Raw genomic sequence first — 23720 nt, forward strand, 5'->3', positions numbered from 1 at the left:
CTACTGCCCCCTTATATAAGTCATGGTGGCCGGTGCGAAACCAAACGCTGCATCCGTTTCAACGCCCAATAAACTGCACACGACTTTTGCCATGGCAAAGTGATGGTTAGCGTGAAGGGAGGCAAACGTCAGCTCTCGCTCTAATGTCGAAGTCATGGTGCAAGCTTCCGTTTGCGTCACACACACTTCCGTAACAACACTGACACGACGCTTTAGCTCCAGCTCTGTTTTCGCTGAGAGCCATGTCACTAGCTCTGATATTTCCGACATGGCCATCTGACGAGAGCTTTCCACACCATGGCCTCGTCGGCGCTGGTTATAATCAATCACTTTGTTAGCGCTTTTTATGGCATGGAAGATATCCAACCAGTGACGATAATGTTGTCCAACTGAGCTAGCCACATGAGGTAAAGCAACATAGGTATATTGCTCATCACTCAAATGCTCCAAAAACTGATGGCCTTGCGCCAACGCCTCAAAGCTCCCTTTGATAACAGGTAAATTCGTACCATCCTGCTCTGTTTTATTTAGTGTATTTAACATTGCAAACATAAAGTCTCGTCTGTCTTAGTCCGTAGTAGGATAATGTTGAACCAGCGCTTTCTCTGCGCGCCACTCTTTTAGTAAAGAAATAATAGAAGGCACTTTATGGCCTTGCTTCTTTTGTCTGGCACCAATCTCAAAAAGAATGCGGTATTGGTTCAGTAAGGTTGTGAAAATATCCTTTAGTGGCGTATTACGATCCCAAATATGCGTTGCTTCACTGCTGGCACCATTGATTTCCAAAATGGTGAAATTTTCACCTGCCATAAACTGGTTCATATCTTCAAACTTGATGTCCAGACGGCCATAGTGATAGCCCTCCACATCTTTTAGAATCTCATCCAACTTACGGGTCAACGCTTCGGTAATATATGTGTTTCCGTTACGAAAGATTGACCCTCGGCTATGACTGCCAGCAAACGCTAACTGGAATTCTTGCCCTGCGTCTGGCACCCAATTCAATTTGTCCTGATGCCTTGGGAAATACAAATGGGTTAGCTGACCCGCTCTGGGGCAACGCTCAATCAACTGCTGTAAGGTATGCACACCGTCGCCGATAACAGAAGGCACATACTTCAGCGTAATAGAGATAATCTCGCCCTGCTCTTCCCCTGGATAACGCACATAAAACACCCCTGCCTCTGCTTGATAGGGCGCTTTGCGTTGCAAAAGAAAACTCGCATTACATGGAAATGAGGCAAAGTAGTCCCGTAGTTGTGCACGGCTATGCAACAGCTTCACCCCAACGCCACGGCACCCTAAGTCGGGCTTGGCTACCAACGGAAATGACAGGTTCGCCTGTACCATCTCGGCCAAGGCTCGGTTGGTCTGAAGATCAATATCTTCACCGTTTCGAATACAACTAATAAATGGTTCAATCCACTGCTTAGCGTGCGCCCCCGCAAGATTTAAAATATCCTGCTTGGACTCACCGACCATTCCGCTGAGCTTGATGGTCGGGTTAGCAATCAGTGGTAACCCGAGGCAGCGATGTTTAATGCCAAGACACAAACTTTGCGCAATGACAGGTGTATAGAAAACCCAACCGGGGACAAACTCATAAGGAGAGATACTACGCCCGTTCTTCATCTGCAGTAGAGGCATACCCGAATTAATTTTATCTGGGGCAATACATTGAATACCTATCATTGAGCTCATGATTGTCCTCTAAGCAATGATTTATTAAGAACACGATTAATCAGAAATAGCGCCAAGATCGCAAGCGGCACCACAACCCATTGATAACCACTGACCTGTAACCAAGCACTGCTGCCCAATGAATACAGGACAAAAAATACGCACAACGTCCATAACGCCGTAGCCGCCATCACCGCACTAAAAAACACAGGAAACGGAACCGAAAAGAAACCACTCAGGGTAAATCCCATGGTTCTTAAGCCCGGTATAAAGCGAATAATAAATAGATTGAAAACCGCGCCTTGGTGCAACCGACGACGTAAAAACCTAAACGACTTATTGGTCAATGCTCGATAGCGTAGCGCCCTAACCCTACGCCCATACTTACCAAGGCAATAGAGCGCAATGTCCCCGGTTACAATGCCAACAAAAATCGCCAGAAGAGCCATTTCTGGTGACATTAACTGTTGTGTGGCCAAACCAGCGGCGGTCACAATCGCCACATCTTCTAATAAATAGGACAATAAGATAATCGCCACAAACGCCACCCCAAGAGATAATTCCCCTGAGTTCAGTTGTGTTTGTAATTCTGAAAACCAATTATAAATCAATATATTACCACCCATACAAAGCGTTTATTCAATTCACTTGTTGAACAAAAAATTCATCTTTTAAACATTAGACGCCACAACCGAAAGTCTTCTTACAGTTATTTTCAAAAAATCGTCTTTTACCGGCCGTAACTGTCCACTTCTCTGTTAATTAACGAATGCCATGTACTCAGGCAGGCTGGCACGCCGTATGGGTTCTACCCCAATTTAGCGAATACATCTAAAAAGAGGCATGGTCTGTCTAAAAGGCGTGTTCATGACTAAACGAAGAAAGTATTTCCCAGAATTTAAACGTGAAGCCGTAGCACGGCTCAAGCGAGAGCTCGCTAAGGTGAAAAAGGCGCGGGATTTTACGGCTCTGGAGCCAGAAATCAAATGGGTGACTGAAATCGCCACACAAGAGGGGAAGCTTTACCTTTGTGTCGTATTGGATCTATATAACAAACTTGTGATTGGCCGATTCATGCTGAGAAGAAAATTATGGTTGGCTAAAATGTGCGAGGCACGAGCGCAGTCACATCAAGGAAAAATGTGCTGTGGCAGAACGCCCGTAAAGCCGGTTCTGGACAACAAGCGACTCAAATTTTCTGGTTACTCTTGTATCTTAGCAAGCGTTACTGGCGCACAGAGCACCGATGTTGCTGAAATCGAAAAACGTAGTTGTGCGTCAAACTGCAACGCCGATGGCTGGAAAAGTAAAAGGGGGATGCTGAGTTTGGGACGCAATGACTTTCTTCGATCTCATTGCCATCTCCGAAAGCGCCCCAGATACTTTTTCACGGCAGAAAAAGTACCCCAAAATGCCTAAGGGTTGAGTTCAGCGGCACCGAATCAGGGTCGGATTGATTCGCTCCTGCTCAAGCAATCCTGAAAAATCGTCCTGATTTTTCACCCTGAGCCCTGTGACCAAATTGGCTTTTTGCTATGTTTCATTCCACTCAAATCAACCACTCAACCAAGAAAACCATTCAAGGAAGAATGGTTAAGCTTTTCCGGGCAGGACGCCCGTAAAAGCAGGTTCTGGACAACACGTAACCAAGCCAAAACAAAAAAGATTTTCTGGTGACTCTTGCATCTTAGCAAGAGTCACTGGCGCACAGAACACCGATGCCGCTGAAACCGAAAAACGTAGTTGTGCGTCAAACTGCAACGCCGATGGCTGGAAAAGTAAAAGGGGGATGCTGAGTTTGGGACGCAATGACTTTCTTCGATCTCATTGCCATCTCCGAAAGCGCCCCAGATACTTTTTCACGGCCGAAAAAGTACCCCAAAAGGCCTAGGTTTAAGTTCAGCGCGCGTAATCAGGGGCGGATTGATTCGCATCCTGCTCAAGCAATCCTGAAAAATCGTCCATGATTTTTCCCCTGAGAGCATCGATCAATTTGGCTTTAAAAATATTTCACCCAACTCAAATCAACCACCCCACAAAGAAAACCATTCAAGGAAGAATGGTTAGGCTTTTCCGGGCAGGACGCCCGTAAAAGCGGGTTCTGGACAACGTTCTCCCAAATCAAACAAAAAAGATTTTCTGGTTCGTCTTTCATCTCTGAAAGATGAACTGGCGCACAGAACACCAATATCCCTGAAACCGCAGAACGCAATTGTGCGTCAAACTGCAACGCCGATGGCTGGAAAAGTAAAAGGGGGATGCTGAGTTTGGGACGCAATGACTTTCTTCGATCTCATTGCCATCTCCGAAAGCGCCCCAGATACTTTTTCACGGCCGAAAAAGTACCCCAAAAGGCCTAGGTTTAAGTTCAGCGCGCGTAATCAGGGGCGGATTGATTCGCATCCTGCTCAAGCAATCCTGAAAAATCGTCCATGATTTTTCCCCTGAGAGCATCGATCAATTTGGCTTTAAAAATATTTCACCCAACTCAAATCAACCACCCAACCAAGAAAACCATTCAAGGAAGAATGGTTAGGCTTTTCCGGGCTGGACGCCCGTAAAAGCTGATTCTGGACAACGTTCTCCCAAATCAAACAAAAAAGATTTTCTGGTTCGTCTTTCATCTCTGGATAACCACCTTAAATTAATAATTAGCTATAAAACAATTAGTTAAACACATAAAATAGGCAAAACCATAAAAAATAGTACAACATTTGGTACAACCACTCGTGTATGCGAAATTGAATATTTGAATCCTTGTGAAATTATATTTAAGCAGGTATTCAGGCTTTGCTTGTGTAACTTTCCTTAAAGCTGAGTGAGCACTTAATGACAGTAACTCAAGTGTATTGAGTATACCCAAACTCACCAGACAACCTCTGCTTCAACACCCCGAAGATGTTTGTTGAGGTTCACACCATTAGAGGTTTGCTGGCTGTACCGCATTCTCGTTCTGAGTGATTGCCGGATCGACTTTGATGTCAGTGCTAATTTTGGATACTTCCGATTGAACAGCGAAATAGCTTTCTGAGTGTTAATCATCAGCTGTTCGTCACTCTGCTTCCATGCCAGATAATATGACTTCATCAGATCCGAACGACGGTCGAGAACATGTTGCTCATATTGCTTACGCGCGTTGTTCATCTGGTACTGTTTTGATAATTCACTCGGAGTAAACCCTATCGACTGTTCAAATATTTCAAAAGCGTCGAAGTCATCCTTGTATGCATCACCACGGCGATTTAGAGCGCCCTCATCGGCATACCGATATGCTTTCATCGCATCTTTCACAATTTTAGGCGTCACCCCCTCAATACCACGGTAATAATCCCCGTCAAGCATTTGACCTCCGGCTTTGATAGCCTGAAGAACAATCCCCCCAAGAACCGGGCCTGCGGCTTGCTGTGCGTAGAAGCTCCATGTGTCTTCACCTTCCAAATCCCGGTTCGGATCACGGATCCACATCCCATCAAGTGAAATTCGTGGGGATATTCCTGCACCACCGGCTCCATAAACGATTTTATTCGCTACATCGGATCCAAAAACGTCAGACAGGTATGACTTGAACTCAGTTTCAGCATCCCACGGCTGATCATCATCACCAAAAGCAGCATTCAGACTATTCGCAAGGCCATAAACCAAGCTAAGAGGCAACGCTGAGAGCCCCCCAAGCAGAGCCGTCATACCCAGAGTCCCAACAAGCTGCTTTCTTGCTTCTGAGCGCTCTTGAGGAGTCATTCCCTTCATTGATAGGTATGCATTACGCATCAAATAGTAGGTCATGTTCTGTGAATACTGTTTAAACTGAGTTGCTACTTTCATCGCCGGGTTTTGCATATAACGAGCCCGGTTAATATTTGAATAATCAAAATGAGCGTCCCATGTCAGCTTCTCAGCCAATTTAGCAGCACCCTCATGACTCATCCCATTTTTACGGGCTAACCGATATGTTGCCAATGCGGTCGTTTCTCGGTTAAAGACCTCGGCTTTGTGGAACAACTTAGACATCCACTCGGAATATTTCTCGTACGCAGGGCTGTACTTCCAATTCTGCCCTTCAGCGATGCCAGCCAAATCATGCGCATTGGTAGAATCCAGCAGGCCGGAGTCGTACCACTGATTAAATGCATCGATTTCATCCGGATGGGTCAATCTGGCTTTAATATTTCCTTTCGCCGAAATGAATTCTTTCGTTGCTTTTGCCAGCTCAGACGAGGCACGTATTGCGCCAAACTTGCTGGCAATCATGGGCAACGCGACCACAAAATTCTGAGTGATGTTCACTGCCGCCGCTGCCGGAGAAAAACCCAACATATATAAAAACCCAAGGGATGTGATTTTCTGCGCGGCTTTGGAATGTTTCGGATACATGACCCATTCATGACGTTTCATGAGTTCATTGGCATACCTCGATGCCTGATTCTCGCCACTCTTCTTCGCGGTTTCTATCGTCTCAGACGCGAGTTTCGTCAGTTCATCAGCGTATTCCAGCCGGGCTAACTGATAAGACCCTTTGACCATGTTTTCAGCCAGCGCCCTTAAAGCGTCATTACTCCACCCCTTTACCTTCTGTCTGTGCATAAATTGTTTACGCATCGAGCGGTTGGGCAATGACTGAAGATACATCTGATAAATCATGTCCTGTAGATCTTCTTTCGCCAGCTTCCCCATTTTGGACTCTTCAACCTGTCCGATTAAATCAACCACAAAGCCCAGACTCGCGCCTTCAATATGCTGGTTCTTGTCCAGCTTATAGCCGGTAAAGACAGGAAAGCCCTGACGCTCAAGTTTTTGTTTGACTGCCTGCTGCTCACGCTCCGTCTCATACATCATATAGCGTTTCTCACCATTCTCATCTGTGGTGCTCAGCCAGTAATCCCCAAACCGGGCGAGAGGAAAATACGGAGCCATGACTTCCTGTAGCTCAAACTGCGCCCTTAAATCAGCCAGACGCGCCTTTTTTATCCTGCCGTCAATCGCAGCATTGACAATCTGCTGCTCAAGTAGATGTTTAAACAGGTCATGACGCTCCCGATAGGTATCGCGCATCGCCCGGTAATGCTGTTTCGCTTCCTCCGGCAACCTGTCAAATCGCCGTTTTAACTCAGCATGTTTTTTCATGCGCCGGGGCTCACCGGCCAGCAGATTCCTGAGCGCTCTGAGTTCTTTCATCTGCTCATTGGTTTTATGACTGCCGTCGTTCACATATTCCAGATGCTGTATCCGTTTCTCGACAACTTCCCGCGCCGACTGAAACACCAGTGCCGGGTCAACACCTTCAATAGTCGCCTGATGGGCAATATCAAATAGCTCATCGGCATCTTTTCTGTTCCGGGACATCCATTTGCGGATAGAATCCGCCATGTCATGGGCATCAAAGGCGAGCTGATTCCGGCGGCTTAACATCCGGTGGACGGTATCAACATACTCACTCAACTGAGGCAGTTTCCGCTGGGACAGGTCCGCAAGCTGGCGTAGTGTGAGAGCTCCGAGTCCCAGATTGCCACGAACCGCTCCCACCCCCTGAGAAACAGCATTGAGCACACCGCTGAATCTGGCTCGTGGTGTAGATTGAGCCAGCGCTTCATCCAGAGTCATGGTCTTTTCCTGAGAGAACTGAATATCAGGTGATGTTGATATCCTGCTGTCCGCAGCTTTCAGATATGGGTTATTTGCCATTCTGAACCGATCCGCCAGCCTCTGCACAATATTGTTTAGTTCAGCCTGAGTGACATCCGATGCATTCATCAGCCCAACTTTTCTCAGGGCGTGAGCAATGGCTTCCACCACCCGGTCCCACCACTGCCGGATTTTGTTTCTGTCGATTTCAGCGGCGCGTGCCAGCACCTCTTCAACCAAATCACGGTCACTCTGGCCTCGATAGTTCCGGTCAACGCTCTCCCATAACGTTTTCAGATACGGAGAGTTCCGCCCCTGCCTGACACGCAGGAGGATGCTCTGATATTCAGCAGCCCCCACCACTGTTTTCAGACTATGATGCACCAGTATTTCATGGCGCAGCTTCTGGCGAAGCTGTTTTGCACTCTCAAGGTTTTCCGCAATTACGACAACTTCACGGCTGTCCCGGCGATAAAATGAATGAATCACACGTTGGCCGAAGTTCATTCCCGCAATTTTCTCTGCTGCTGCCTGTGTCGGAACCACGGTCACTTTCACACCGGCTCCACCTTGATAGGCTTTCAGCCACTGACTGACCACCAGCTCTGCCGATTTCAGGGACATGCCTTTAGCCGGTGTCCGGGTTGCGATACTGGCCTTGCTGAAAACAATCTCTGACGAACTGGTTTTCGGCTGCGCTAGCTGATTCAGACGAATAAAATCGTCAATCTGAGCTTTGCTGATAGGCCGAAGGGGAGCAATCTTTTCAAATGCATTCACCAGCGCTGACAGGTCTGAGGGCTTAACCCCGACACTCAATATCCCACTGCCACTGACGGCCTGCTCTCCGATAATGGCTTCAATCTCTGGGTTCCCCCAAAAACGTTTCCCTTTGCTGACTGATTTTGGCATTTGCAGTACATACTTTGCTTCAGCGCCGCGAGAGTCCCGGCGCAGATGCGCATCATGCTGTTTGGTCGAAAGCCCTAATGATGCCAGTTCGTTATCTCGGGTATTCATCAGCCAGTCAAGGGACTGCTCCGCTGTAGCATCCACAGTCGCCTTCATATGCTTGTTCGGCTCAAAACTGCGAGGTAATAACATTCCCTGAATCACACGACCGTCGTGTGTTGTAAACGGAACAATCTGCCCCGCTTTGATAGTCTGATTTTTTGCCATGATTAAATTGCCCGTCATGACATAACGGTTTTCAACGGATGGCAAAGATGCCTGATGGTCAAAAATCATTTGCATCTGGCTTGCATCCATCTCATCACCGACCCGTGTCAGCGTCCCATCGTGAATATGTCGGTATGTAAAAGAAATACGCCGGGCCTGATCAGCAACCATCACTTCAATTTTGGTTTTTGACGGAGCCATAGGATCGCCGGACTGACCAACATGAGTCACGCCGACCACCACCCCCATCACAGACGGATTGACCATCTCGTCAGGACTGAATTTAACCCGAACAAATTGACCGTATGCACTTGATACCCAACGTTCATAATTCCCGATACGGAGTCTGTAGGCCGCGAGTGCAGAAGTTATCTCATTTTTTTCAGACAAGAGTGATTTCACCGATTTCCCTTTGGCGCGACGGGTTTCAATCGACTGATTCAGAGACTCAATTTTACCCAGCATCTGATCATAAAATTCATTGGCCTGCACCTTTACCTGATGAGCCAGTGATTTGAACGAGACTTCACTACTCTGACTAAGCCGATCCTGAACTTCATCCCAGTGCGGTGCTTTCCCCTGCATCTTCGCTCTTATTTGGGTGAGATAAACCGGCTCGGAGAATACGCCGCGCTTCGGATCACCTTCGACCAGTTGCGTCTGCTCGACCGGTTCGGCCTGTAAATCGATCTCAGTCATATTCAGATAGTTCTGACCGGTGGCATTGAGATAACTGATTTTTTCTGCATACAGGGTATCCAGCTCAGCCAGAACATCCCGCTGGAGCGCAACCGGCAATACGGCAAGTTTTCCCAGAAAATAGTTTGCGGGTTGGTCTGCCTCACTCACCTTGACAAAATCATCCCCATATTCACCCAGTGCTTTCAGATTTTCTTTGACATACTGAATCACAACCTCATCCCCATATGGGTTGAGTAAATCAAAGGATTTCACAGAGGTCGCAGATTCAGTTGAGCCGGAGGTGTTGGCATTCAGACTGGCCATTTTCCCGGCCAATACCGCTGCCGGGCGTTTTTCACTGGGTAAATCCAGCCACGCATTCGCATACTTTGGTACATTGACCTGCCCGGTCCGGTTGATACGCCCCAGCATCTGCATATAGGTATCAATATTGAGACTCGGCTGAGCCACAATCATAAACCGTTGACGGGTATCCCGATAATCGGCGCGACTGTGAATAGACAACCCTGTCGAACCCGCCTGATTTAAAATCAGTACATCCAGTGTTCCGGCATTAAATTTATCGACCTGCCCCCGTCGGTCATTCGCTTCTGCTGTTGCTCTCGGAATTATTTTCCTAGAATCATAATCTACCATCCGTTTGCGACCGGTGATTTCTGCAACCCTCAGCCCTGCCTGCTCAAGCCGGTGTCTGATATGATCAATTGGAGAGGCGGGAATATGATAGTGCGCAATTTTAGCAATAGCGGCTCTGGCTTGGTCATACAGGACTTTCACCAGTGGACTGTCTATCTCATCAATCGATATGGTAAATTTCTTTGAATTCTTCTCGCCCGGTGCTTTCACCCGGTACGCCAGCACATTGTCCATCGTTCTACCCAAATAATCAGCATAAGATAGTGACCCCAGCGAATCTCCATCACTCAGATTATTATCTGCCATATAGTTCTTTAATGCCGATCCCAATGTGCTTTCCAGAGCAATCACCGGCTTTTCACCACGCCCGGATGATGCAATAGCCAATTCAGCAATTGCGTCAGCTTTCAGTCCTAACGTTAACTGCGCAATATAGTTATGCACCACCGAACTGAACGAATTAACATTGATGTTCTTATCAGCTTTATTACCACTGGTCAGCGTATCCAGCCCGTGCTCCGCCGCAATACTTTCAGCAAGCTCCTCTTGCACATAATCGTCCCACGCTCGGGACAAACGCTGTAACCCCCGCAGAGCTGTCGTGGTCGTATCAAAGGCTTTTTCGATATCACCGCCTGAGTTGATGATTTCATCTTTGATTTCAATGCCATCAAAGCTGCGCTCTCGACGAATATAATGTCCGGCCTGTGCCAGTTTGGCGGCAATATAGTTCTGCATCCCGAGGCCACCGGTTTCAATCGCTCCGGTCACATCATCGCCCCCCGCCGCAACCCCTAAATCAGTCCGTCGGTACAGGGCCATATTTTCTGGTCGTTTCGCATAGGTGGCAGACAGATACGTCAGACCGGCCACTTTTTCTACATATTGATTAAAGAAAAGCCCACGATTTGACTTTGCCTTTTCTCCGGAAGCGGCTGAATGCGCTTCATCCATCACCAGAATGGCATTTTTAGCCAGCGCATTCAGGATCGACTTTTTGATACCGCGCTGGTCCGTACTGATTTGATCGTATGTGGCAAATAGCGCATCAAAACCGTCAGGTAACCGACCGGTCTCATTCATTTCAGCAAAATATTTTTTGAGGGTCTTACCGCTGTTCCGGTGCGTGAATACTGTTTTTTCCTGCGGGGTTCCGGGAGAGATTACCTGTTTAATACCGACCCCAGTGTTCATAATCAGTGGGGTGAACTGACTCACCCCAATATCGGTAAGGTCGTCAACCATATCAGTAAACAGATTATCTTTTTGTGTAATGAAGATGGGCGTCTTACCGGCATTCATCGCATAACGGAGAATACCAGCAGCCTGACGGCCTTTGCCGACACCGGTCTGGTCGCCGATAATAATTGCCTTATTATTTTCAATCGCAGAAACGGCCAGTCCGACAGCATCGGTTTGCAGTCCCATAAACGCATCGTGCAGCTCAGATATCGAGGGATATCCGAGTTTGTCCATCACATAAGTATCGATATTGCCATGACGCGCTTCTAAATCTGACAGCGCCTCTGAGGTGTAGTATTCAATATTGGCCGGGGTTAATACGCTGTCATTCAGACCGCCCGATTTAGACCGGTAAACCGACTGGAAGGCATTCGCCCGCTTGCTGTCCGGAGCTGGTTTAATCTCATTTTCGTCTAAAGGTTGAGCAGGCTGATGACTTCTATCAGATCCTGCGTCCTTTTCAGCTCGTCCGGCAGGGTCGGCACTGTTTTCTGTGGATAATTCTCTAGATCCCCGAATCTTTCCAGCAGCCCGATGGATGAGCCTTCCAGTATCCAGTCGGACATCTCGTACGGCGCGTGTGGACCGATCCCCGGCGGTGTATCCAGCAGAATGACGGCTTCCCTTTGCTCTTCTTTCGTTGCCTCCTCGATGATGAGCGGCAGCGCCTCGCTGAGTTCGCTGAGCATCAGTTCGTAAGACAGCTCCCGCTCTCCGCTTACCCGACACGTAAGCAGGCTCTGTAGTTCTTCGTCCATCTCTGGATGATTGGGTATCCAGTAACCCCTGTTTCCGGTAGTGCTCATAGAGAGAGTCCCATGTCTGATGTCTTGTTATCCGTGATTTTGTCGGCGCAAACTGTCCGGTCGGCGCTTTGGCTCTGCCATCGATGCTGATGAGCATCACTGGCCACCCGGCTCCCTGTTTCTCATAGAGCTTCCCGTCAATTTCCGTGTAGTCGCTCACATGGTAGTTCTGATGCAGCCAGTTGAGAAAAATCCGTTGATTGACGGAGAGCTTACCGACGACTTTACTGGTGCCAAGGATAAGAAACGCTTTACCGTCAGATTTCATCGCCTGTAATGCATTTCTGGCAATCACATGATCCAGCTCACCCAACTGGATTATATTGCCGAAACTATCTTCAAAAGAAAACTTTTCTGGTTCACCTTTTTCGTCTCTTATTTTCCCAAAAGGTGGATTGGTGATGACGCGATCCACTTGCTCTGTCACCATCCCATTAGTGAGCGGATCGCCGGTGGCATCGAGTGTTGTGACTTCAAAGCCGCTCCATGCGAGTGATTCAGCCCGGACCGGATCCAGTTCATTGGCAAAGGTGTTCTCCGGTGCGGAAGTCATCAGTAACAGACCATTCCCAGCCGTTGGCTCCAACACCGTGGTATCTGCATCAACCCCAGCTACGATATTCCCCAGAAACGACAGGGGAGCCGGGGTACTGTATGCCTGTAAATCTGAACTGTGAGCGGTTCTGATATTCAGTTTCGGTTGGGTCTGATAATCCTCAGACAGTTGGTTGAAAATTGTTTCGACCGACTGAGGTGAACTATCCCGCTCAAGTGCTTTATTTACCTTCAGACGCCGTTGATTAATTTGCGCAGTTTCATAAGCTTCTTGCAGTTTTTTCATCATCAGTGGCGTCACATCACTGATGCTGCCCAGCTCATAGATATCTTTGCCTGCTCGCTTCAGCGCGAGGTTATTGGACGGTTTAAACCCGGATTGAATACGGGTCTGCATGGCTTCAAGGAGCTGAATATTTTCACTGATTTCTGGCTGCGGCTCTTCCTCTGATTGTCTTTCCGGTTGCGAAGAGGCCTGTTGGGATTGAGCTTCAGGTTCAGATGGTTCCTTCCCTTCGGATGCTGCTTTTATTTTTCGCTCAAAGTCACTGATATTCTGATACCCACTCTTTTTAACCAGTTTATCCAGCTCTTTTGCGGTAAAATCTCCCTCATTTCGATAAACGGTACGGATACCTTTCAGTGATGCTTTACCCGTACTTTCTCTGTTCGATTGAAGTGTTTTTTCTATTAGTGCTTTGGCTTTTAAAATCGTGTCATGTTCGTCTTCCCGAACCTCCGTTTTTGGCTGATTTACAACAGCGGGGGAATTATCCGGGTTTGCAGTCTCCAAAGCGGTAATATCATTTTCAACCGGGTCAGATTGTGTATCAGACAACAACCGGGACTCATTTTCTGCGAATTTTGCACGTAGCTTTTCATTCAGTGCCGCCGTTTTACCGATAAACTGATTTGCCAGCGAACGAACACTATTCGTAAGCTGCTTTTTCACTTCAGGCAGTGACTTCGACCGACTGTCTATTTCAAGGATTGTTCCGGCAGTCTTATCGAGACTGGCGTTTACGCGACGAATCGCTTCTTGAATCAGGTTTTCTTTGAATTGTTTCGCCTCCGGAGAAGTAATTTTCTCTTCAAATAGTGCCTGTGCCGATTGTCTCCGCCGAATATTTTCGGGATCATTCGCTTTACGCTCTGCTTGTTGTCGAGCCTCTTCCTGATATGCTTGAAGACGCTTTTCGTGGTTGCGAAACTCATTCAAAACCGCTTCGGTATCAAATCCTTTTGAGCGTTGGATCCGGCGACGAAGGCGTTTACTCATACCGGTAATTTTGTCACCGGAGAACGACCGCTCTAACTGCCGTTCAGTGGCCTGATGTTTAACATCCTGAACTTCACTCTTTGTCGGCATATCCGACTGGATGCGCTCTGCATCATTGTTGAACTGCTGGAACCTGCCTGATGTATCACGCCCCATTCGATCCCGGATCTGGTCTTTTTTCAGATCGGCTTCATCCTGTCTGACTTGCTGCTCCCGAACGGCAGTATTCGCCTGATCTCTTTGGTAAGTACGGGTTACAGGTGACCCATCAATATCACCGGTCCAGTTGGGATTAGGCGTGAGTTGGGGTCGTTGAGACCGTTCATTTTCAGCCTGAGTCTGCAATGCCACCTCTCTGGCCTGAAGCGCCTTATCGTCAATGACAGCCTGCGATTTTTTCTTATCAAATGCAGCCCCTTTATCCTGATAGGGCTGGGGATGATACGGCTGTCCCCGCTCAACCGAGGCATCGTTGTGGATTTTGTCGTACTGAATCTGAGTCAGACGGTCAATCAATGCCTGATTACCCTGATCTTCTGAAAGCAGTTGTGAAGCAACCTGCCCGCGGATTTGGTCGTATTCAGCCTGCTGATGAGAGAGATCGGACTGTGGACTCTGAGGCTCCGGCGTTTCACCCCCCTCTTTTAGCTGCTGATTGCGAGCTTTTAAATCACGTTGATTACTGGTCTCACGCTGGTTAACGGCGGTCGCCAGCGGATCAACTTCCAGATTTTTTGCACTCTGGGCTAACTGCTGATATTCATCAGCGAGTGCAACTGAATAATCCGGATCGTTATCTACATCCGGGTCAGATAACTCTTTCTCAATCTGCGCTGCACGTTCTGGATTATATGCTCTGGCAAGATACATTATCTCACGGCGGTCAGCGGTACTTAATACGCCTTTCTCTTTTAACTGCTCCCGACTCTCCCCCATCCCCTGAACAAATGAGTCCTGCATAGTCTTTGAGTGAGATTCAGGTATATCCGGCTGTCTCTCATCCCCGGACATATCAACATCTTCGGTGCGGGGCTGTGACTCATCCTGTGCCGAAGACGGCTCTTGTGCTGTAGTATCACTGCCAGCCGGTGGGGCTTCTTTCGTACTGTTATTTTTGCCTCTGAGGCCACCAATTCCGCCCGGTACAGCGCCGATCCCCATCCCGACAGCGGCACCTTCAGCAGCACTCTGTAATGCTCCGGCCCATGGGTCACGATCCGTTCCGGTCACTGTATTGATTGCAGTATTGGTGGCATAAGTCTGTCCTGCACCTTCCATGCCTTCAGTGACGCCTTCTGTTATTGCCCCTTTGAATGCGCCTTTAAACGCACCTTTGGCTACATGGCCGGTCACTGCGCCGAATAACAGACGGTCTCCCAGTGCTCCGGCAACAGACGAGGCAATTGCAGCGGGGTCGCCTGCAATGGTCCGGCTAACGTAATTGGCCGTCTCTTCTTTAGCAAGATTGACCATATCTGTAGGATTCATACTTTCATTAGCGGGGTCATTGACAATACGGCGCAATGAATTCTGAAAATATTCAGAGTTCGATGACAGCCAGTTCGCGTCCATGTTCATCACCTGCTCACGACCATCAAGCATGGCACTACCATGGGAGCCAGCAAAACCAGCTCCGACGGCTGCACCACCAGCGATCTTTTCCACAGTCTTCTTCGCTGTTTCCAGAGCAACGGCACGGGAAGCGCCACGTTTTAACATAGAGCTGGCAACGGCCCGTCCGATAGTCATTCTGGCAGCCTGACCGGCGGCACCACCGGGGATCATCATTCCGGCCATAGAACCCACGCCCTGAGCAAATTTCATCGCCCAGACATCAATATCACCGATATTTTTTCCAAGGCCCAGAGAACCATCGTTTTCAGAAAACAGTTCGCCGCTGAGGGCCGCTTTGCCGTCGTCGGTCATGGAATCAACGAGATAATCCGAACCTGACTGGGCCAAGTCCCGAACACTTTCACCAACACCAAATACCTGCTCTGATAGCTCGCCCATTCCGGCCACCATACCAAGCGCTCCAGTCCCGACAGCCTTTGTCATATCACCGAGTGAAACATCATAGTCTTTGGCCGGTTGTCGTCTCTGACGCAACGCTGCAAAACGTTTATCAAATCCTTCCGGCAGTTGATAATCATCGGTCATATCGGTTCTGGCATTGACGGTTGCGTCAGGGTTTTCACCAAGCAATTGCTTATCCTGCATGGGCTAATCTCCGAAAAAGGGCAATAAAAAAGCCCCGTCTTTTCAGACGAGGCTTTGCACGATGGGGAGATGATGACTTGGTTTAAGTTGGGAATCAAATCTGAGTTTCTGGATTACTGATAATCATCATATCATCACAATACAGCTCAATTTTGCGATCATATAGTAGAAGTATGTAACACACTTCTGGACAAAAACAAGTTAGGATGTCGGCTGTATCAGGGGGATTTCGGATAAAAATTTCTAAGGGTAACCCCCAATCGAGGTGTGAAGCATAAGCCAATAAGAATTAGAGCAAATACCATAAAGCTAGGTTTGATGTTGATCACTTAAAATATATGTATAATGTCGTTGAAAGAATTTAGGGCAGTACGCATTGCGGAGCAGAGTCCTAGCGACACCAGCCAAACAAGCGAGGTGCCGTCTATGGAAAAACAATTGCAATCTACAAAACTTGGAATCAAATCCACCCTATTAGTCATCTTTGGATGGCTAGCTTTTTTTAGTTCCTTCATGCTGCAACCAGACTTAACCATCGCAGCTATAATACTTCAAACAGTCGCTAGGGTTCTGCCCTAAGTTCTTTTGCCAACATCCAGCTTTAGACTCCTATTACATCTCAATAACTATACTTTCCGGTCGACCTAATTGAGAGTAATACATTGTTTCGGTCAACCCTATATCCTGAATTGTCATGTCAACCGTTTCTATCGGCTTATTAGCAACTTCGCTAATTAACTTTAAAGATTCATCATACCAATTTGAATGATTCGTATTTATTAAGTAATTGCACTGAATATGCAGTTCCGTATACTCTTCAGGTGTAATCCATTTCAGCTCGTCTCTAAAAGACATTAAAAAATCGGTGCAAAAGGACATGCGTAGAAAGCCAGTAATAAATGTACGCCATGTTAATACCTCTACTCTCATTTTCTGAATAGCCTTTAGAAAAGCACTTATTCTGTATACTAATCGACCAACGAAAATGGCAGATTTTATCGCATTCACAGGTAATAATGTACCCAATACAGAGATACTACCTCTAGCAAGGAATGAATTTGCAACTGATGCATGTGATCCTGCTAATGCTGAAGTTAAGCATGCACTCAAAATAACAATTGGTGGTGATATTATCGGCAGGTGCCAAATGTCAACTTGATCACTGCCAATTTGTAGCCAACCATATGAATCAGTACCGCCATGATTTCCATGGCAATCCATTATTAAAATACTCCCTTTAATTTCGTTGAGGGCAATTACAAACTCATCTTCAGACCCCACATCTACAATCGTTATTTCGATGTCATCAACTAATTTTGAGTAATGAGTTAGTGCCTCTTCGAGTTTATATTTCAGAGGATCATTTTCTCTAAATGAACGGATTACAGTGATGTTTAGCAACTCATTTTTTTTAACTGTAACATTGGAAAAATTAGTACAACTTTGAAGAAACATGTTACCCGGTGTAGTAGGGATTTTAGATGTTTCATGTGTGAACATGAGTGGGATTCGATCAAGAGAAACCCAATCTAGATGTATGTTTGAACAAAGTGTTATTGAATTTGAATTTTGAACGATAAAGTCAATAAGTGGCTCATCAATCTCCCCTCTCATTTTTTCAACTAAATCTTTGAATTTTCGATCAAGCTTTCTTTTTGATTTATCTGTACCAGAAGAAACTAAGCTTTCAATATCTTTAAAATTACCATGGAAAAAATTTAATGAGTTAGCTAGACGAACCGCTGGCACACAATAAGAAGTACATAACATATTGATCGCTGCCGATGACAAACGTAATTCACTTTGTCTGGTTGAAAGTATCATTTGAAAAACTTTGTTTTCAAAAACTTTCGTAACATCTTCTTTGTTGAAATCTCGCATATTAAATCCGGAGTAAGATTTATTTCTAAATACTCCGTCAATTAGAAGCTCTTGGGATTTCTTATTTTTTAAATCTCTTCTAATTTTGTTCCAGAATTGATCTTTGAAGTTATACAGGTGAGTAAAAATGCTAGGACAGTATAGGACTAAGTCTGATTTTAGTGATGTGGATTTATACTCATTTGTTAAGGAAAGAACTTTTTGTGAGGTATCCAGAATAGCTTCAATGTATGGTTGACGTTCATTACTTCCTTGTAAGGCATTTGTACCTGAGAGACTGTAACCAAGTGAATATAAGACTGCTTCATTCGCATTTGAAACAGAGTGGCTATACGATTTTTGATCCAGTTCTATCTGCTGAGTAGTTCTTGCTACTCTTGATGATAAGAAGTCTTTTGACTTTTCATTTAAGTCGCCATTTTCTTTTAGTGAATTTAATCTTTCCGAAATTTTTTCATCCAAAAGAAAAGGAGTAAATTCATCCCTCAACACAATGTCGCAGATATCTGACCAGCCCACAGCTAACAGCGGATATTTTGAAGCTTTACTAATATCCTTAACATACGTAGCACTCTCTTCATCTACGCAGTAACAAAATATAAATGGATGTGCTTGAAAGACTTCAAACCATTTTTTAAAGGCGATTTTATCAAGCAAAAAGTTATTGCTTACAGATAAGTTTATGCGATGTCGTATGAGCTCTTCATGTGAAATGAAAAGTTCATTTGCTGAAGTTGGAAGTATGCTCATGTATTCAAGCAATCTAGAGTGCTGACTAGAAATCAAATCGATCAAGTAACCTTGAAAAGGCGATTGATCCTTAATGTCTTCTGATCGCGGCATTATCAGCACATGCAAAATCGAAGTTTCAACAAGGTTAGGATACATATAGCTCACTCAAACTATTAAAAAGTTCTATCTTACAGGTTACGACAACTGCTTGATTATTCAATTTGGGATTACTCTACATGTATCATAAAAAAGTACTGAATTTCATTGTATTTCAGTATTCGAATGAACTTTAGCCGAGTTAAATGCGTAGTTTATTGATACTTAAAGTTATTTCAGTAATTGCAGCCTTAAGTACTTGTAAACAAATCTTAGCTGTATGCTCTCTTGGTGTGAAGCCTGATGACATTTGTTGATAGGGGTGAATGTAATTACGAAAGTCCCTTAAAGTATGTGAAAATTTATGGGTATCAAGCTGAATTAGTTCTAAGTCTTTTGCCACATCAATAAAGGCGGCAAGAGTCCAGTCATGAAACGGTTGAACTTTACCTTCACGATTTTTGGGGGAAGACTTCACTGTGTTAAATGCTCTCGGATAACTAGAAGCTAATCCAAGAAAAACCCTTTCTAAAGTGCTACCAGCGATTAGAATCGTAGAAAGATAAGCTGCCGAACTATAAGTTTTTTCAATTTCATCTACTCGTTTGTTCAGTACGTCAGTTACGGTAGGGTCCAAGCCTAAATCAGAGATAGTGAAACCACTAAACTCACGACTTAAAAAGTCAGACTCAGACAAACTATTTGATTTCACGCTATCCTCGTTTAACTCCACTTTATGAAGTTTCTTGAAGGATATTTCAGCTTCATTTCTAACAACTTGCCATTTGTCAAAAGCTAAATACTGGTTAAGTTCGGCGATCAAGCGATCCAACTCGTCAATACGGCTAATAAAATTGACGGGATTGAATACTGCTTTAATGCATTTATCAAGTTGAGGTGTTCCATTGATTGCTTCTAAACAATCGTCTGTATACTTCCAACGGGAGGGGAAGCCTTGTCCATATGAGTGATTAAAACCTAGAGCATTAAAAAATTTAACCAAATTTGGCCCAGAACGATACTCAGTATCTTCATTTATTAAGTTTCGAAGTTTTTCACTCGTTTTGCTGCTGATGATCATTCAAATTCCTCCAGTACATAACGCGTCTTAGACAGCGAACCTGCTTCTTTTGTATCCTTATAATGCCTCCTTTATTCTGCTATATCAAAAAGTCAGTGTGTTAATGACGGCTAGAGTAAACTAGTTCGCAAGATGTTGCTTAAGTAGGATGCAGGGTGCTTTTTTACGACCTTCAGATAAATTTTAGTAGGGGAAATCTGTTGTATCGCAATATGAATAAACTTTTGCTCTAACTCGAAAAGGGGCAAAAATGAGTTTAGCAAATTAGAACTATAAGCTAATACTATCAATCTGCTCTTGTAAACTTTGCTCAAACTGCCCTTGGACCGAATAAATCTCCTGCGTTAACCGCTCCATCTCTTTCAGGATTTTCGCTGTCTCAGCCTGAGTCTTGGCATTGTCATACCGCTGGCTATCTGCCGATATTTGTTCTTTCTGGGCTCCGGCCTGAATCTTCACAGCTTCGGCTTCCAACTTCTCAACTTTGGCTTTCAGTTCCCGCATAGCCAATTCCATCTGCATCTGCTCCTGTTGCTGCTTGGCAGACTGAGCCTGCTTTTCTTCCGGGGTCATATCATCGGGGTCTTTGGGAATATTGAGCGCGCCGCGAACTCGTTCCATAAATTCCGGTTTATTCGGAATGTCGGAGAGTTCAGCCACTAGGTCAATCACCGCAACCTGTACCTGTGGTGGGAGTTGAACGGTTAACTGCATCATCCGGTCAGCTAACTGAGCCTTGTATGCAGTTGTCTGCTGGATCGGAGCCAGCGCAATATGCGCTCTCAGCCGGGTAATATCGTTCGTCAGCCCTTCTTCTGTCATCTGATTAATCATGACGGTCTTGCGTTTGTGTCTGTCGTCCCGGTGGATCACAATTGTTCTGTCTTTGTGAGATTTCATATCTTCAAGAATGTAACCCAGTAGTAACTCTCCGACGAGCTGACAACCAAACCGATAGTTATCATTAATTTCAGCCAGTGTCGTTGCCCCCTGCTCGACAAGATTAGCAATCGCCACCCCGGAATCTGCGCCACTTTCCTGCCCCAGAAACGCTGAATAAATCCCCATGGTATCTTGGATTAACTTCATCGACTCCTGCATGACATTAAACTGCTGTGCCGCGATATTGAAATCTTGCTGGACTTGGAAGGCCTCTGAAATGGTTTTCTTGTTTCGCCGGTCAGGATTCAGCTCAATATAACCATCGGCCTTTTCAACCTCTTCAAGGATTTTGGTGCGGCTCATATTGGTCGCATCTTCATCAGCAACCACCCGTTTTGCCTGAAGCAGCCATGTCAGTTTAATCCGCCTGAAATTCACTTCGTTCTGCGCCGGAATAGCCCGCGCCACCAGACCATAGGGCTCACCGTTTGAATCTTTGCGATAGCCAAAAAACGGCACAATCGGAAACATCCCATTGGGTGCCTGACACTCCCGGCTTCCCAGATGATGAGGACCGGCGAACCAGCTTTCATAAATCCGGCTCACCTGAGCGTTTTCTAGCTGCGCCTTACCCAGTGCGAGCGCAACTTGGTGCGGAATAAAATCTTTCCGGTATTCAATCACCCGCCCGTTTGAAAAACGCAGCACCGGCATCCGCTCAAATTTACGGATGTAGATGATTTGCAACTTTATCCGTTTACGGTTCTGGCTGAGATATTCTGTTTGTTCACGAGTCCAACTATTGTGCTCCTCCCATGCACTAAGCAAATCCGGGTCGTATCCGTCAACCAGAGTGGTATCTACAAACCCCTGCCAGTTGTTTGCTGCATACTCAATCACGGTGGCTTTATTCGGCACCATGGATATCAGTTCATCAACATCAATCCAGCGCTGGCGCATCACCCATCGACAATCTGACCAGTCTGATTCAACAGAAAACCAGTCCCAGTAGATTTCATCCCGTGGCACATTTTTGATTTTATAGCGTGGTCCGAATGGATTTGGATTGCGATAAACTTCCACGAACCCAATGCCACATTTAATCTGATTGGCATACGCATCCGAGCGCGCTTTATCCATTCGCCCCAGTCGGCAGGCATCAGAAAATTCAGCGTTAACAGCCTCGGCCAACAGTTCCATCTCTTCATCGGGGTCATCGGCAATCACCATCAAATCGGTTCTGGTCTTGGCTTCCATGCCGAGTACACCGTCTACAGTCGGCGCAATCAGATTGTGCATTGTCTCCGGCTGATTGCGCTCTTTGAGGACTGCGACAACGTTGGCCGGTAGCTGGTCGCCGTCGTAATATGCATGAGCAACCTTTGCTTTCGAACGCCAGTCCGGCTGTCCATCAATATCGGACATTAAATCGAGCACCTTCATGTGATCGACTGCTTTAGTTTTCAGTTGAACGGTCATTTTGTCATCCAGTGAGTGGGTTCTCTTGGGGTGTCTTTCTTCTTCGGTCTGACTGGCATCCGGACACGCATTTCCTGAGCAATTAGGTAGCTCATGAGCTGGTCATCGAAACAGCTTTCTTGGGCATTCATGCTGCCGCGCTTGTCGTAGACATACGTGTTCATTTCGCTGATGGTGCCAATCCATCGAATACCGGACTGTCGGTTCGCTAAAAGAGGTTTTATGCTTTCTGTGAGAATCGGTTTACTGTGCTTTGTTGTGAGCCAGCCAAGTTTCCGTGTTTCGTCTTCATCTTCCCGGTCAATGTACTGCTCTGCGTAGATTCGACTGGCTGGGTAAATGTCTTTGAGTTTGAGGATAAATGCATGGCCGTGGTTGTTACGCTCCGGACCGACGAATGCCATGTTGAACCATGTCGCGATGTGTTTGACCAGATATGCCAACAGTTCGACATCAACATAACCGTACCAGTGCGCGACCTGCTCGCCTGTGGATTGCCTGATAACATCAATACTGGAGCGGTCGCCATGCTCCAGACCTTCGGCAATATCGACACCAATGGCGTACTCTTCGTCTTCATCCGGCAGTTCCCAGACCAGTAACATGTTCATCAATGAAATCTGCCCCTGCTCATCAAGTCGGTTTGGTTTATCGGCTTTAGTGCGCTTGCCGGTCACGGGCTCAATGTCGTAAACAACCAGCGGCGCTTCACAATCTCCCTCAGCACTCATCACATGGGTTGCATCAAATACCCGGCGACCGGATACCAGAAACGCTTCTAATGGCGTTGACGGAAACTCCTGTTTCATTTGTGCGCCCTGCTCGGCCTCTTTGAGCACATACCATTGCCGCTGCGCATCATCGATGGTGCAGTTCATGGCTTTTTCAACAGCATCGAAATATTCCCGCTGCGCTTTGCTCATCACCACACCACTTACCGGAACCGGAGCGCGGTATTTCGGGTCTTGCCACCACGCGAAAAAATGGAATTTCCAGTCCAGCAAACTTAACTCGCTGTCGGATTGAGCCGTCTCCAGCGCCTTCATGGTCATGGTGTAGTAATCCCCGCCGACACCTTCAGCAGTAGATTCGATAAACGCGATACATTCGGAATGAATCGCATTGAGCGTTCCCGTACGAACTTCCTTTGCTTTCTCTGGATATTTCGCACAGATTTTCCCGTGCTCGGAGATATGCAGGCGCTGGACAGTCCCGGAGCGGAATGAAGTTGCAACTTGTATACTCGAATCGTGCTCAAAAAAAATCGCGCCGCCGGTGGTACCGGAGCGACGCGACTTGATTCTGAAGCGGCTTTTCAGCCACAGGGGCAAATTATCAAACGGTATTTCTATCTTGGTTCTGAATATCTCCCCGGCGGCCTGCCGGTCTTGGGCAATAATTCCGCACTTAAGGTTGTTGTTAAACAGGGCTTCATCAAGCAAGTAGATATCAATAGCAGTAGAAAATCCAAGCTGACGTGCTTTTAAAATGATGTTCAGGTACCACATCACTTGAAACAACGATTTCTGTGCTGGCCTCAAACGAAAACGAACGAGTTCACCCCGTTCGTTTTCAATCATGTAGAGATTATCCAGTCGCCACCATTTATCGGACAGTCTTGTCCTGATGTCGTGAATAGCTTGCATCATTC

The 23720-nt window shown here is 46.3% G+C and carries 10 protein-coding genes and 1 pseudogene; 2 read left to right on the top strand and 9 right to left on the bottom strand.

Annotated features, from left to right (window positions below):
• From OCU60_RS09725 to OCU60_RS09735, 3 genes are read right to left on the bottom strand one after another with little or no spacing between them, the layout of a single operon-like run.
• Positions 1–552 (bottom strand): DinB family protein, encoded by a 552-nt coding sequence (locus OCU60_RS09725; RefSeq protein ID WP_074374532.1) that lies wholly within the window; start codon positions 550–552, stop codon positions 1–3.
• 15 nt (positions 553–567) lie between these two features.
• Complete coding sequence (locus OCU60_RS09730) at positions 568–1701, bottom strand: D-alanine--D-alanine ligase (RefSeq protein WP_074374533.1); 1134 nt, start codon at positions 1699–1701, stop codon at positions 568–570.
• The gene (locus tag OCU60_RS09735; protein ID WP_235862228.1) at positions 1698–2288 is read right to left on the bottom strand and encodes a DedA family protein; all 591 of its coding nucleotides are present in this window, start codon (positions 2286–2288) and stop codon (positions 1698–1700) included. The genes OCU60_RS09730 and OCU60_RS09735 overlap by 4 nt, the downstream gene beginning before the upstream one ends.
• Before the next feature lie 346 nt (positions 2289–2634).
• Between OCU60_RS09735 and OCU60_RS09740 the strand changes: the two are divergent.
• Positions 2635–2769: pseudogene (locus tag OCU60_RS09740) on the top strand (IS3 family transposase); the annotation flags it as partial.
• A 910-nt stretch (positions 2770–3679) separates the two neighbouring features.
• On the opposite strand, the gene OCU60_RS09745 reads toward OCU60_RS09740, so the two are convergent.
• Both OCU60_RS09745 and OCU60_RS09750 read right to left on the bottom strand, forming a co-directional pair.
• Positions 3680–3958, bottom strand: coding sequence for a hypothetical protein (locus OCU60_RS09745; RefSeq protein WP_139302149.1), 279 nt, complete (start codon positions 3956–3958; stop codon positions 3680–3682).
• A 587-nt stretch (positions 3959–4545) separates the two neighbouring features.
• Positions 4546–15918, bottom strand: coding sequence for a PLxRFG domain-containing protein (locus OCU60_RS09750; protein WP_074374535.1), 11373 nt, complete (start codon positions 15916–15918; stop codon positions 4546–4548).
• Between the two features lie 426 nt (positions 15919–16344).
• Here OCU60_RS09750 and OCU60_RS09755 point away from each other — a divergent pair, with 426 nt between their 5' ends.
• Positions 16345–16497: a hypothetical protein gene (locus OCU60_RS09755; RefSeq protein WP_162841957.1), complete on the top strand. Its 153-nt coding sequence runs from the start codon at positions 16345–16347 to the stop codon at positions 16495–16497.
• Positions 16498–16530: 33 nt separating this feature from the next.
• Here the strand turns inward: OCU60_RS09755 and OCU60_RS09760 are convergent, their stop codons facing one another.
• The 4 genes from OCU60_RS09760 to OCU60_RS09775 form a co-directional block, all read right to left on the bottom strand.
• On the bottom strand, positions 16531–18687 hold the full coding sequence (locus OCU60_RS09760; RefSeq protein WP_074374536.1) for a hypothetical protein: 2157 nt from the start codon (positions 18685–18687) through the stop codon (positions 16531–16533).
• A gap of 142 nt (positions 18688–18829) precedes the next feature.
• Positions 18830–19708, bottom strand: a complete 879-nt coding sequence (locus tag OCU60_RS09765; RefSeq protein WP_074374537.1) for a hypothetical protein — start codon at positions 19706–19708, stop codon at positions 18830–18832.
• Positions 19709–19978: 270 nt separating this feature from the next.
• The gene (locus OCU60_RS09770) at positions 19979–22069 is read right to left on the bottom strand and encodes a portal protein (RefSeq protein WP_074374538.1); all 2091 of its coding nucleotides are present in this window, start codon (positions 22067–22069) and stop codon (positions 19979–19981) included.
• Positions 22066–23649, bottom strand: coding sequence for a terminase (locus OCU60_RS09775; protein ID WP_370738699.1), 1584 nt, complete (start codon positions 23647–23649; stop codon positions 22066–22068). The genes OCU60_RS09770 and OCU60_RS09775 overlap by 4 nt, the downstream gene beginning before the upstream one ends.
• Positions 23650–23720 lie beyond the last annotated feature (71 nt).

Source organism: Vibrio spartinae (assembly GCF_024347135.1).
GTDB lineage: Bacteria > Pseudomonadota > Gammaproteobacteria > Enterobacterales > Vibrionaceae > Vibrio > Vibrio spartinae.